The 13,054-nt window shown below is 43.6% G+C and carries 12 protein-coding genes; 9 read left to right on the top strand and 3 right to left on the bottom strand.

The window, feature by feature from the left end; translation table 11 throughout:
* Window positions 1-7 precede the first annotated feature (7 nt).
* The 6 genes from IE165_RS13375 (at window position 8) to IE165_RS13350 (ending at window position 7,720) form a co-directional block, all read left to right on the top strand.
* Window positions 8-1,579, top strand: coding sequence for a peptide MFS transporter (locus tag IE165_RS13375; RefSeq protein WP_189627145.1), 1,572 nt, complete (start codon window positions 8-10; stop codon window positions 1,577-1,579).
* A gap of 110 nt (window positions 1,580-1,689) precedes the next feature.
* Complete coding sequence (locus IE165_RS13370; protein ID WP_189627144.1) at window positions 1,690-3,459, top strand: peptide MFS transporter; 1,770 nt, start codon at window positions 1,690-1,692, stop codon at window positions 3,457-3,459.
* Window positions 3,460-3,525: 66 nt separating this feature from the next.
* Complete coding sequence (locus IE165_RS13365; protein ID WP_189627143.1) at window positions 3,526-5,010, top strand: peptide MFS transporter; 1,485 nt, start codon at window positions 3,526-3,528, stop codon at window positions 5,008-5,010.
* Between the two features lie 92 nt (window positions 5,011-5,102).
* Window positions 5,103-5,828, top strand: a complete 726-nt coding sequence (locus IE165_RS13360; protein ID WP_189627142.1) for a polyprenol monophosphomannose synthase — start codon at window positions 5,103-5,105, stop codon at window positions 5,826-5,828.
* Window positions 5,829-5,856: 28 nt separating this feature from the next.
* On the top strand, window positions 5,857-6,879 hold the full coding sequence (gene ruvB / locus IE165_RS13355) for a Holliday junction branch migration DNA helicase RuvB (RefSeq protein ID WP_189627294.1): 1,023 nt from the start codon (window positions 5,857-5,859) through the stop codon (window positions 6,877-6,879).
* 43 nt (window positions 6,880-6,922) lie between these two features.
* On the top strand, window positions 6,923-7,720 hold the full coding sequence (locus IE165_RS13350) for a hypothetical protein (protein ID WP_189627141.1): 798 nt from the start codon (window positions 6,923-6,925) through the stop codon (window positions 7,718-7,720).
* Here IE165_RS13350 and IE165_RS13345 read toward each other — a convergent pair.
* Window positions 7,703-8,254 carry a HEAT-like fold family protein gene (locus IE165_RS13345; RefSeq protein WP_189627140.1) on the bottom strand — a complete coding sequence of 184 codons (552 nt, stop codon included), beginning with the start codon at window positions 8,252-8,254 and terminating at the stop codon, window positions 7,703-7,705. The two genes, IE165_RS13350 and IE165_RS13345, sit on opposite strands and share 18 nt — an antisense overlap.
* Window positions 8,244-9,668: an ATP-dependent DNA helicase gene (locus IE165_RS13340; protein ID WP_189627139.1), complete on the bottom strand. Its 1,425-nt coding sequence runs from the start codon at window positions 9,666-9,668 to the stop codon at window positions 8,244-8,246. Before IE165_RS13340 ends, IE165_RS13345 begins: the two co-directional genes overlap by 11 nt.
* An 82-nt stretch (window positions 9,669-9,750) precedes the next feature.
* Here IE165_RS13340 and IE165_RS13335 point away from each other — a divergent pair, with 82 nt between their 5' ends.
* The 3 genes from IE165_RS13335 to coaD are packed head-to-tail and all read left to right on the top strand — an operon-like array spanning window position 9,751 to window position 11,548.
* Complete coding sequence (locus IE165_RS13335; protein ID WP_189627138.1) at window positions 9,751-10,548, top strand: DUF3822 family protein; 798 nt, start codon at window positions 9,751-9,753, stop codon at window positions 10,546-10,548.
* Window positions 10,536-11,087: a 16S rRNA (guanine(966)-N(2))-methyltransferase RsmD gene (gene rsmD, locus IE165_RS13330; protein WP_189627137.1), complete on the top strand. Its 552-nt coding sequence runs from the start codon at window positions 10,536-10,538 to the stop codon at window positions 11,085-11,087. Before IE165_RS13335 ends, rsmD begins: the two co-directional genes overlap by 13 nt.
* The gene (gene coaD, locus IE165_RS13325) at window positions 11,084-11,548 is read left to right on the top strand and encodes a pantetheine-phosphate adenylyltransferase (protein WP_189627136.1); all 465 of its coding nucleotides are present in this window, start codon (window positions 11,084-11,086) and stop codon (window positions 11,546-11,548) included. Before rsmD ends, coaD begins: the two co-directional genes overlap by 4 nt.
* A gap of 9 nt (window positions 11,549-11,557) precedes the next feature.
* Here coaD and IE165_RS13320 read toward each other — a convergent pair whose 3' ends face one another.
* Complete coding sequence (locus tag IE165_RS13320; protein ID WP_189627135.1) at window positions 11,558-12,865, bottom strand: DEAD/DEAH box helicase; 1,308 nt, start codon at window positions 12,863-12,865, stop codon at window positions 11,558-11,560.
* Window positions 12,866-13,054: the final 189 nt, after the last annotated feature.

Genomic DNA, 13,054 nt, shown 5'->3' with positions numbered 1-13,054 from the left:
TAAAAACATGAATCAACAACGAGATGAAGTCCTTGTCAGCCACCTTGCTAAACAGGGTTTAGACGACAAAATGGTGATGGGACATCCGGCTAGCTTGTTCGTTCTTTTCTTCACGGAAATGTGGGAACGGTTTAGCTACTATGGTATGCGGGCCCTATTGGTTACGTTTCTGATCACCGAAATTGCGGACAAAGGCTGGGGCTGGTCGAACGCCCAAGCTATGGAGCTCTATGGCTGGTACACAGGCCTGGTTTACGCGACACCGCTTATCGGCGGCATGATTGCAGATCGGTTAACGGGGTATAAGAAAGCTATCTTGCTAGGGGCACTCATCATGACTTTAGGGCATGCATCGATGGCATTGGAAGGGTACACAAAAACGTTCTTCTACATAGGATTGGGATTGATGATATTAGGAAACGGCTTGTTCAAACCAAATATCTCGTCTATGGTTGGTCAACTCTATCCAGATAACAGCGCCAAGAAAGATTCTGGTTATACCATATTCTACATGGGTATCAATGCTGGGGCCTTCCTCGGTTCACTGCTGTGCGGATATATCGGTGAGAAAATAGGCTGGCATTACGGTTTTGGCTTGGCGGGTGTGTTTATGTTCTTCGGTATGCTACAGTTTTATTTTGGTCAACGTATTTTTGGCGTCATCGGCGACAAACCAAAGAAGGTAATCGATGTGAAAGTAGATGTGGATGCAAGCATCTTACCGGCAAATATTGTTAAAGATCGCCTGATCGTAGTAGCAGTATTGATTATCGCGAGTGTATTTTTCTTTCTTGCGTTTGAGCAAGCCGGCGGCTCAATGACCATCTTCGCTAAAAATTATACACAAAGGGTGTTGGAAGGCACTGCCGGTGTTACATTCAAATGGGTGGACGCGATACTCACATTATTACCGATATTGGTCGTTACTTACGTCTTGAGCAAATTAGCGGCGAAGATTATTAAACAGTATCCCCTGACCATTATCTTCACGATGGTTTCTTTCTTCTCGATTATGTTATTGGGCATATGGAAAATCCATAGGGAGTTTACCTCTGATGTAACAGAGGTTACCGTGGCTTGGTTTCAGATTTTAAATGCATTTTTCATTGTCACACTGGCTTCCTCTTTTAGCAAATTTTGGGAGAAAGTTTGGAATCCCTCTGGACCGGTTAAATTTGCATTAGGATTAACGCTGGTTGGCGTCGGGTTTTTGGTTTTGTCTTACGGCAGTATGCGCATCCCTCCGGGTGCCGCTACAGCATCTATTAGCATGATTTGGTTGATATTGGCTTATTTCTTCCATACGACGGGCGAGTTGTGTGTTTCTCCCGTAGGACTCTCTTACATGAGTAAACTATCTCCCAAGAAATTTATCGGACTAATTTTCGGTTTTTGGTTCTTGGCTTCCGCTATAGCAAATAAGATGGCTGGACTTAGCGGAGGATTAATCGATAAAATCACTGAAATGTATTCCATGTCGACTTTTTTCTTGATTATCGCCGGACTACCTATAGGTGCTGGCTTATTACTATTGCTATTCAATCCTTTATTAAAGAAAATGATGCACGGTATCAACTAAGCTATTTACTGACAACTAAAAGATGCTCGTAAACTTGTTACGGGCATTTTTTTTTACACGAACATTTATTTTGATTGATTTGCTTACTTTTGGCAATCAAATTCATGTGTATGAGAGAAAATTCTTCGGCTGCATCTACTGTTGATGGCAATGGCGGACGAGTATTGGGACATCCAGCAGGTCTTTTCGTTCTTTTCTTTACCGAGATGTGGGAACGCTTTTCGTTTTACGGAATGCGGGTATTATTAATTCAGTTTTTAACGGCTTCCGTACTGGGCGCTAACCCCGGATGGGGATGGACCGCAGAACAGGCCGGAGCCTTATATGGCACGTACGCTATGTTACTTTATATCACGCCAATTTTTGGGGGTGTTATTGCTGATAAGTTTATTGGTTCTCGAGCGGCTGTTATCGTAGGTGCGGCCATCATGACGGTGGGACATGCATCGATGGCCTTCGATACCCCGCTACTGTTTTTTGTTGGGTTGGGCTGTTTGGTTATCGGTACTGGTTTTTTTAAGCCTAATATGCCAGCGATACTCGGTGAGATGTACAAACTCTTACCAGAAAAGAAAGATGGTGCCTACACCATATTCTACATGGGAGTCAATGCTGGTGCATTTTTCGGCATGATGCTATGTGGTTATTTAGCGGAAACAGTAGGATGGCATTGGGGTTTTGGGCTCGCTGGTATTTTCATGTTGCTTGGTACGTTTCAGTTTTGGCTTGCCGGCCCCTTGTTGGGGCGTTTGGGTATATTGGATAAAAAAACCGAGCGAAATAAGAAAACGGCTATCCACAATTTGGAGGCTGGAGAAACTAGACACAACAATTTTACAGCAATCGATGTATTGTTGATGGCAGTCGTCGGAATTGTAGGTTTTGTTTATGCTTTCAATGACCCATTGTCTAAGAATAATGTGCTTGATGTTTTTGCATTTATGGATACAGAAACATTCAGGGGGCAAAATATAATGGTCATCGGTGCGCTTGTGTTATTCTTAATACTGATTGTGCTCCGGATACAACGTTATGCCACCGTGGTGAGAGACCGTATGTATGGCGTGATCCTGCTAGGGTTCTTCCTGATCTTCTTTTTTATGAGCTTCGAGCAAGGAGCCACATCTTTAGTACTTGTCGCGCGCGATTATGTAGATAGGGAGTTAACCGGGAATAGTTTACTGGCATTCAACCTGATGAATACGTTGCTGACAATTGTGCCACTAACCATTATTTCTTGGGTACTTGTCAGGTTGGCGAAGGCCACATGGCATAAAATTGCTTGGTCAAACATTATTTTATTCGCATGTTTTATCATGATCTGGGCTGCTGGAATTTGGATGCTGTACAACGAGTTTACGGCCGAGAAATCGGCCATCAAGGTTTCTTGGTTCTCCATTTTAAATTCATTTTTTATTATTGCATTGGCCTCCTCGGTTTCGAAAATATGGGATTCCAAATTTAATCCGACAGCCGCCATGAAGTATGGCTATGGTTTGATTTTGGTTGCTATTGGATTCTTGATTTTGGGATATGGTGCATGGGGTGCAGGTGATGGTGCCAAGATATCGATGATTTTCTTAGTTTTGACGTATCTGTTTCACACACTGGGCGAGTTATTTATTTCGCCGGTAGGCCTATCATACGTTTCTAAATTGGTTCCGGCGCGAATGCTCGCTTTTATGTTTGGGATGTGGTATCTCGCCATTGCCATTGCACAAAAACTTGCTGCTATCTTAGGGGGACAGGTGGAAACAATACAACAAAATTACTCCCTCAGCCATTTCTTTCTTCTATTTACCATCATTCCGGCGGCAGGCGGTCTGTTAGTGATGGTGCTAAATCCGCTCATCAAGAGGCTGATGCATGGCATAAAATAAATTAAGTCGCGCGATCTCATCCGCCTTCTTGGCGATGAGCAACGCTATGATCAAACAATATACGTGATGTCAAAACAAGTTACCTTGGAGGAAATCCAAAACTTTGAAGGCAAATATCCTAAACAGCTATGGTATTTGTTCCTTGTCGAAATGTGGGAACGCTTCTGTTTTTACGGCATGCGAGGGGTGTTGGCCATTTTTATGGTAGACCAACTTATGCTTTCCGAAAAAGATGCAAATTTAAAATATGGCGCGATACAGGCCTTCGTTTATGCGTTCACCTTTGTGGGTGGTATTTTTGCTGACAAGATCCTCGGTTTTAAAAGATCGCTGACCTTTGGTGCTTTACTGATGATCTTGGGAAACGGTTTGATCGCGATCGATCCACATCAATTCTTTTATTTCGGTATTGCCCTAACCATCATCGGTACAGGTTTTTTTAAGCCGAACATATCCTCCATGGTTGGAGATCTTTACAAGGAGGGGGATCCTCGTCGCGATGCTGGTTTCGGTATTTTTTATTCCGGGATCAATGTCGGGGCTTTATTAGGCGGAGCACTATGCGTCTGGTTGGGTAAAGAGCATTCTTGGAACTTGGCGTTTTTGGCAGCAGCAATTGTGATGCTTGTTGGCATCAGTATTTTCGCAGCGACGAAAAAACATCTGGGTCCTATAGGCAATAGCCCCATCGCGCATTTGCCCAAGCCAACGAAAATCAGGCGGGAAGTATTGGTTTATGTAGGCGCCTTGTTATCTATTCCGTTGATTTTCATTATGGTCAACAATACCCACTACACGGATCTTTTTATGTACACCATCGGTCCGTTAGCGTTGAGCTATTTTATTTATCAGCTTGTTCGGGAGCAGGAATCGAAAGTAAGGCAGCAATTAATGGCCGCATTGGCCCTTATCCTGTTCTCCATCCTGTTTTTTGCCATTTTTGAGCAAGCAGGGGGCTCGCTCGCTTTGTTCGCCAATAGTAATCTAAATACGAATCTGCTTTTTTTTCATATTGATCCCAATGTGGTTAATAATGGTGCCAACTCCTTATTTGTCATCATCTTCAGTCCAATATTAGGATTGTTGTGGCTAACTTTGGCTAAAAAGAAACTGGAACCTAATACGGTGATAAAATTCGGACTTGGCTTCCTATTTCTAGGACTGGGGTACTACCTATTTTTTGGTACACGTTTTTTCGCAGATGCATCCGGCAAAACATCACTTGGTGTTTTCACATTAGCTTATTTAGCTGTGACCATAGGCGAGTTATGCCTTTCACCCATTGGTCTCTCCATGATCACGAAGCTGTCGCCTCGACATTTGGGCGGCATGATGATGGGCTTGTGGTTTTTGGCTAGTGCATATGGACAATATGTGGCGGGCTTATTGGGAGCGGGGATGTCTTCGCCGGAGGAAAAAGCATCGTTGATGGATAAGCTGATGACGTATACAGCTGGTTATCAGCAACTCGCCTGGTACTCTTTGGCCGCCGGCTTATTGATAATCGTATCAGCTCCGTTGATAAAAAGGTTGATGCATGGTGTCAATTAGCGTATAGGCCAAATAGGGGAGTTCCTTCTACACAAATGGTAGAAGTCGCATTTGTTTTTAGTATCTTTATCGGATTTAAATCTTCATAAAGCGTGTCTGACAGTCTAGTCATTATTCCAACATATAACGAAAAGGAAAATATCGAGAAAATAATTCGCAAGGTATTTTCATTAGCAGTACCCTTTGATATTCTGGTGGTCGACGATGGGTCGCCCGATGGGACGGGCAAGATTGTAAAAACTTTACAGCAGGATTTTCCGGGGCGCCTTTATATCGAAGAGCGGCGTGGTAAGCTTGGGCTGGGAACAGCCTATATCCATGGGTTTAGATGGGCATTGGAACGTGACTATGCCTATATATTTGAGATGGACGCTGACTTTAGCCACAATCCGGATGATCTTATCCGCTTGCGGGATGCCTGTCTGCAGGGGGGCGATATGGCTATTGGTTCGCGCTATATCAAAGGCGTCAATGTCGTCAATTGGCCTATGAGCCGTGTATTGATGTCGTATTTCGCTTCGGTATACGTGCGTTTTATCATGCGGATAGATGTTCAGGATGCTACGGCAGGATTTATCTGTTTTTCTCGTCAGGTATTGGAGAAGATTCCACTTGATAAAATCAAGTTTGTGGGCTATGCATTTCAGATTGAGATGAAATTCAAATCTATCCTATATGGCTTTAAAGTTGTTGAAGTCCCCATTATCTTCACAGACCGTACGGAAGGGGTATCTAAGATGAGCACACGAATTTTTAGGGAGGCATTTTTTGGGGTGATACAACTGAAAGTCGGTAGTTGGTTTAAGACTTACAATTAAGTATCTTTATTAACGTTAATTAAGCATGATGAATGAGCATCTCGATCCGAATGCAGAAAGGTTGAACCCGGTTGATAAAGATATCGAAAGAGCCTTAAGACCACAAGTGTTTGAAGATTTCACCGGTCAGGAAAAGATACTGGAAAACCTTTCGATTTTTGTGAAGGCAGCGAAACTCCGTGGAGAAGCATTGGACCACGTGCTCCTGCACGGCCCTCCGGGATTAGGGAAAACGACATTGTCGAATATTATCGCCAATGAAATGTCTGTGAACATAAAGATTACCTCTGGTCCAGTGCTGGACAAGCCCGGAGATTTGGCTGGGCTATTGACGAATCTAGAGGAGGGAGATGTTTTGTTTATCGACGAGATTCATCGTCTTAGCCCATTGGTGGAGGAGTATTTGTATTCCGCTATGGAGGATTTCAAGATTGATATCATGCTAGAGACCGGTCCGAACGCACGGTCGGTTCAGATCTCACTCAATCCATTTACGTTGATTGGTGCTACCACGCGATCGGGTTTGCTTACAGCTCCTTTGCGTGCTCGATTTGGTATCAATGCTCGGTTACAATACTACGATGCGAAGCTATTGACAACGATTGTGCTGCGATCGGCAACCATTTTAAACACGGCTATTAGTGATGAAGGGGCTTACGAAATTGCGCGCAGAAGCAGAGGAACACCGCGTATCGCCAATGCACTACTACGCAGGACACGTGATTTTGCTCAAATAAAAGGAAATGGTGCGATAGACCGCGGCATAGCGCAGTACGCGTTAAACGCGCTGAATGTAGACGAAAATGGGCTGGATGAAATGGATAATCGTATCCTTTCCACGATCATTGATAAATTCAAAGGGGGGCCGGTGGGGCTTAAGACCATCGCAACAGCGGTAGGCGAAGACGAAGGGACAATAGAAGAGGTTTATGAGCCATTCCTTATTCAAGAGGGTTATCTCATGCGTACATCACGTGGACGGGAGTGTACAGAAACGGCTTACCGACATTTGGGAAGAACAAACTTAAATCGAGGCAACACCCTCTTTTGATATCCATCCATCCATTTATTCAAACACGTAAAAAATATCCGACATGCGTATACGTTTATTATTAAGTCTTGGTATAAGTTCGGTTTTAATCCCTTTAGGTTTGCATGCACAGTTAAACTGTCCACCGGTGGGTAAAATCAATTTCAATCGCAAGATTAACGTTACACTAGGCGTTGGCCCAACATTGTTATATGGTGATATTGTCCGTGGAAAAAACGTTGGAATAGCCGGTGTGTTGAAGGGTGACTATAAGCTTTATAAGGGTTTGTATGCAGGCGTGGAAGCTCAACTCGGTATTTTAAACGCCTATGGCCGTAATTACGATCAAGTCGATATTCCTGTTGATTATGAGCAGCGGGATCCGCGGTTCGTCAAAAATTATTATTACAGTGGATCCTTAAATCTGACCATATTTCCGGGATTATTTTTTGTTGATGAAAGGCAAGAGTTCAGAAAACCAGCTCTTGGAACACTGGTGGGCAGGGGGCTTTATGTAGGATTTGGGGTAGGCGGCGTCGTTAACAACTACGATAAATTATACCGGAATATCAATAGTAACGCCAGTCAGGCAGAATTTGAGTATGACGCTAATGGCGACATCGTTAAATATAAAACGCCAACGCGCGATATACTATGGCCTATCGGGAATCTGGGCCTGTTCATGCCGCTGAATAAATACAGCTCCTATGATGGACGCTATTTAAGCCTCGTGGTCAACACACAGTTTAATTTCGCTAAGGATGATCAACTGGATGCCTATCGTCCTTTCCTTGGCGAAGGCCGACGTTCTAAAGGAGACGTTTATAACTTTACCTACGTAGGTTTATCCTATACGTTTTAAAATGCGTTTTGCTCTACTTACTAGGGCGGGCGTCGGTGTCTTTAATAGATGCCTAATTTGTTCGGCTAATTCCTCGCGCACCCATTGATAATCGTCGCTTAGATAATAAAGGATATCTAGGCAATTTACGGTTACAGCTACTGGACAGTCGTCCTGAATAATCCATTGGAAGCATTGTTCGATCCAAAGCTCGTCGTGGGCTTGATCTGTTTTATCGCACAAGCGCGGTCTCTTGGTTGCCAGCATGCCAATTTTACTAAAACTTCTGATACAACTCCAATTTACTTGCTCGGGGAGTCGCTTCATGAATTGCGGATAGATTTGAGTCAAAAGTAGCGGCGACTTCAACAGGGTGTGTTCCAGCAACCAAGCTGCCCGGAAAGCAACCTGCGCATCTCGGTGGAACGCATACTCCAATAATGTTTCCAACGTGAAGCCCTGTTGCTTAATAAAATCTTCATTAAAACACTTGGCTTCGTACATCCGAATACCCGATTTGAGAAACGCAATATCGTCGGGAACATTATTCTCCATAGAATTTGGGGTTGAAGTTTACCAAAAAAAGCTGTTGTGTGGCCCGGGTAATGGCAGTATAAAGCCAGCGTAGAAATTCGGTATTCAGCATATCGTCGTTCAAAAAACCTTGGTCAACAAATACACATGGCCACTGCCCACCCTGCGCTTTATGGCAGGTTATTGCGTAGGCAAACTTGATCTGCAAGGCATTGTAATAGGGATCCTTTTTGATTGCTTCCAAGCGATCCTTCTTTGTCGGAATATCCATATAATCTTCTGCTATGGCTTTGTAAAGCGTTTGTTGCTGCTCATAGGGAAGATTTGGAGCATCTACATGCAAACTATCTAAAAGCACCCGGCAAAGGACGGGTTCCACATCATCTTCATCAAGAAATTCTAGTGCAATATCCGCAAATCGGAAGCCATGTTGTTCATGTACATTGGTAACTTTCCTTACTTGTGCCAAATCGCCGTTAGCGATAAATCCGGTATTTTTCTCATCATGCTGCTGTAACCAATAATAGTTGTTACGGACAACCATGATCAGGTCGCCTCCTGTTATCTCTTCTTCCCGAAAAAGAATTTGATTGCGAATATGCGTGTTGTAAAGATTTGCGGAACGATTAGAGCGGCAGATAACAATGGTATGTTGCATGCCGAAGTTATCATAACTGTAATGGAGCCCATCGATTAATCGCTCACCATTCATCCTGAACACATCTTGAAAACCTTTGGTATGGAATTGCGGAAAAGGGAGCCCTTCTTGCTGTCGCTCCAAATCAATATCGTCACGTACCTTGGTAGCATTATATAATATGCCGGATTCTTGCCGTTGCCGCACTACTTCGCGCAATTCATAGTGAAACGTTTTCAGGTCATAATTTCCTTGAAGGTGTTCCGCATCAAGGGCTGGACTTTCCAACATCCCGACCGGTGGAAGCTGTGCCGTATCACCAACAAACATAAGGCTGCAGTTTTTGCCGGATTGCACATAACGGATCAGATCATCCAAGAGGCTCTTTGAAAAAAATTGTAACCCATCGTCAGCAATCATAGACGCTTCATCGACAATAAAGAGGGTGTTTTCATGTACATTTTCCGCTAAGACAAAATCCAACTCTATGGTGGAGGCGGATTTCTTTCGGTAAATTTTCTTATGGATGGTATAGGCTTTGTGACCCGAATAGTATGACATGACTTTCGCAGCGCGCCCCGTCGGAGCCAACAAGAAAAAGCGCTTATTCAATGAGGGCAACACCTTGACCAATGCGCTTATCGTACTGGTTTTTCCGGTACCGGCATATCCCTTTAACAAAAAGCAGGATGCTGGATTGAACGATAAGAGGAAATCCTCCAGTAGCGCGAACAGCTGCTGTTGCTGCCCTGTGGGCGACCAGGCAAACTGTTGGGCTAGCAGGTTTTGAATACGCATTGTCAAAGTTATCTAAAAGGTTGGTCAAATCAATTGTAAAAGCTAATTTTGTTTATTAATCGAGGGTCAACGGCATTATTACATGAAGTACACGGCAGAAAACTTTTTCCTACATTATATACCTGAATATCAACTGTTAATCAAGTCCGATTTCTCTACGGATACATTAATCATAGTAGACAAATCGCAGGAAGTTAAAGCGCTTTATTCCTATCCATCCGATGCGCCAGATGCCGAGGCTACCAAAATTTTAGGGCTTCCGTTCCGCAATGTCTCGATTAGCTTGCCCTTGCAAAGCTTCACGTTAGTCCCCTCAGCTGTTTTTGATAACCGCTATCTTTCCACTTACCAAGCTTTTATGCAAGATGATCAGCTCAGCCGGACACATGCACGAACGCTTGACGCGCTTGGCATAACGGGCGTTTTCCAATACGATCTTTTTTTACACAAACGCTGGTTGGGGATTTTTCCACAAGCCAATTTTCTAGCTGCATTCCAAGTAGTTTTGCAGGCCGCCCAAAGCTATTTATCCGATACAGGAAATGTGTTGGGCATACATCTCAAAGATAAACAGGCAGAGATCTTCGTATTTAGCGGAAAAGAACTGCTGTTGTATAATATTTTCGATGTCGAGACTGGTGGTGATTTGCAATATTTCCTGCTGACAATTTGCAATAGCCTGGAGATCCAGCCACAATTCAGTCAGGTATTGCTTTCGGGGATGGCCGAAGCACATCCATTTGTTGACTTGGCGCAGCAATATGGGCAGGTGGTACAAGCGATGCAGGCAAGAACAAGCATGCATAGTTCGAATATAGCGGTAGAAAGCTATTTGCATTCCGTAAATCTAATGGCCGATTTTCAGACATGCGCATCATAGGTGGTAAATATGGTGGTCTTCGGTTACATCCGCCGACCAATCTGCCAGTGCGGCCCACAACGGACATCGCTAAAGAGGCGCTATTCAATATTTTGGAAAATAGACTTTCTTTTTCAGACTGCCATTGCCTAGATCTTTTTACGGGCACGGGCAATATCAGCTTTGAACTCGCCTCCCGCGGTGTGACAGCAGTAGACGCCGTGGATGTCCATTATAAATGTCTACAATATATCAAGGAAACTACGTTGAGACTCAAAACCGACGTGATCAGTACCAAGAAGGCGGATGTCCTGAAGTTTTTGACGAACTGTGAAAAGCAATATGACTTTATTTTTGCAGATCCGCCTTACGACTTGCCGCAGCTTCCTCAATTGGCGACGCTTATTTTCACAAACGGCTTGCTGAAACCTAATGGGCTGCTGGTGATTGAACATCCATCTACGCGAAAAATAGAAGAATCGACAGGCTACATGGAAACAAGAAAATATGGTTATTCTTCTTTTAGCTTTTATCTGCATACCGAAAATAACAAATTATGAGAACCGCTGTTTTTGCTGGATCATTTGACCCTTTTACCATTGCACATTATGATTTGGTACAACGAAGTTTATCTTTGTTTGATAAAATTATTATAGGCATAGGCGTAAACAGTGCCAAAACAGGAATGATGCATTATGATGATCGGGAAAAGGCAATCAAGCTTGTGTTCCAGCCGTATAGTCAAGTGGAAGTACAGCAATTTACCGGGCTGACCGTCGATTTCTGCGCGAAAGTCGGTGCCGGTTACCTGCTCCGCGGATTGCGAAATACGCAGGATTTTGAGTTCGAAAATGCGATAGCACAAAACAACTTATCATTGGCGCCATCGATCGAAACTTATTTTTTGATGGCAAGATCGGGACTCGCACACATTTCATCGACCATTGTACGGGACATTTACAAAAATAATGGGGATATTCAACCTTTTGTGCCTGCAGAGATCGTTCCATACCTCAAATAAAGAAGGGCATTAAGTACGGCCAACCTTTACTTTTTTACCCTTTATTTTCTGGTTTGTAGCGGCTTTACTTATGCTAAGGGCCAGCTCACGTTTTACGGCAACAAAGGATTCTTTTTCTTTCACTTCGATAAGGCCAATATCATCTTTTTGCATATTCGGCAGATTCAAGAGAAACCCCACAATATCAACTTTATTGATCTTGTCTTTCTTCCCTCCCGTGATGTACAGTGTGGCAAAAGGAGCATGTTCGGGCAATGGATAGTGTTCTGCTAATTCCAATATTTTGCTATCAGCAGCGACATATGGATACTCTTCCTCAGGTTTTAAGATAACAAATACTTCGCCCTTAGCCTGCATTCGTGCGGTACGACCGTTCCGGTGAATAAAAGCATCCTCTTTATAAGGTAGTTGATAATGTATAATGCATTCTACCTCGGGGATATCAAGGCCACGTGCAGCAAGATCCGTGGTTATCAATATGCGATTGGAATTGTTCCGAAATTTCAACAAAGCCAGTTCCCGGTCCGACTGCTCGAGTCCACCGTGAAAAAGATCATGGATCACCGAACGCTCCTCCAACAAAAGACTGATATGATCCACAGCGTCTCGATGGTTGCAGAAGATGATCGTTTTCTTGTTGGCATTCATACATAGCAAATTGAAGAGGGCTTTTAATTTGTATTGTGCCGGCGCAATTATCTTTTTGATTTCGAGTTGCGGCGCAGACGGTTGATCTGCAGAAAAGTCAACGACAACGTGCTCTCGAATGCCTGTAAATACAGGAATCTCAGCCATGGTTGTTGCTGACGTCAGTAAGCGGTGCTGTAAGTTATTTAGTTGTTCAATAATAGCGACCATTTGCCCGTGAAAACCAAATTCCAAGGATTTGTCGAACTCATCCAGCACCAAGGTGTGTATGCTGTCCGCACCGATATGTCCTCGTTGCATATGGTAACTCACCCTGCCCGGCGTACCTATAATGATTACGGGTGCTTCGCGAAGCTTATTGCGCTCTACTTTTGAATTATTTCCGCCATAAACGCAAGTAACCTTCATTCCCGCGTGCACTTTTCGTACAACTTGCTCGATCTGCAGAGCCAGTTCACGTGTGGGGACCAGCACGAGGACCTGCGTGGTTGGTATTTCCGTTTTTACGGTATGCTTCCCAATTAACAACGTAAATGCAAGTGTTTTTCCGGTTCCGGTAGGCGAGTGCAAGATGAAATCCTTTGTCCCGTCATACCTATTGAGAACAGTCTGCTGCATCTCGTTAAGCCTGGTGATATGCAATTGTTGTAATACCTGTTGAAGCTCCATGCTGCAAAAGTAGGTAAATTAAAAACGGAAAAATTAAAAATAAAAACTAAAAATTCAGCAGATGTATTCTCCCATTACTTGTCGACTGGACAAGGTATGTGGAGGAGGCTTTGCATAAAAAAGAGGCCGTCTCATAAGGATAGCCTCTTTTTTTATTTGGTTGAATTTTCGTACTTTAAAGTCATGGGA

Origin of the sequence: Sphingobacterium griseoflavum (assembly GCF_014653155.1) — a bacterium.
Classification (GTDB): Bacteria; Bacteroidota; Bacteroidia; order Sphingobacteriales; family Sphingobacteriaceae; genus Sphingobacterium; species Sphingobacterium griseoflavum.
This window is presented reverse-complemented; position numbering and strand designations above follow the sequence as displayed.

Coding starts and splice junctions, on each gene's coding strand:
- ruvB (WP_189627294.1), top strand. CDS start 5,857: ATGAATGAGCATCTCGATCCGAATGCAGAAAGGTTGAACCCGGTTGAT.
- IE165_RS13370 (WP_189627144.1), top strand. CDS start 1,690: ATGAGAGAAAATTCTTCGGCTGCATCTACTGTTGATGGCAATGGCGGA.
- IE165_RS13335 (WP_189627138.1), top strand. CDS start 9,751: ATGAAGTACACGGCAGAAAACTTTTTCCTACATTATATACCTGAATAT.
- IE165_RS13375 (WP_189627145.1), top strand. CDS start 8: ATGAATCAACAACGAGATGAAGTCCTTGTCAGCCACCTTGCTAAACAG.
- IE165_RS13350 (WP_189627141.1), top strand. CDS start 6,923: ATGCGTATACGTTTATTATTAAGTCTTGGTATAAGTTCGGTTTTAATC.
- IE165_RS13365 (WP_189627143.1), top strand. CDS start 3,526: ATGTCAAAACAAGTTACCTTGGAGGAAATCCAAAACTTTGAAGGCAAA.
- IE165_RS13320 (WP_189627135.1), bottom strand. CDS start 12,865: ATGGAGCTTCAACAGGTATTACAACAATTGCATATCACCAGGCTTAAC.
- coaD (WP_189627136.1), top strand. CDS start 11,084: ATGAGAACCGCTGTTTTTGCTGGATCATTTGACCCTTTTACCATTGCA.
- IE165_RS13345 (WP_189627140.1), bottom strand. CDS start 8,254: ATGGAGAATAATGTTCCCGACGATATTGCGTTTCTCAAATCGGGTATT.
- IE165_RS13340 (WP_189627139.1), bottom strand. CDS start 9,668: ATGCGTATTCAAAACCTGCTAGCCCAACAGTTTGCCTGGTCGCCCACA.
- rsmD (WP_189627137.1), top strand. CDS start 10,536: ATGCGCATCATAGGTGGTAAATATGGTGGTCTTCGGTTACATCCGCCG.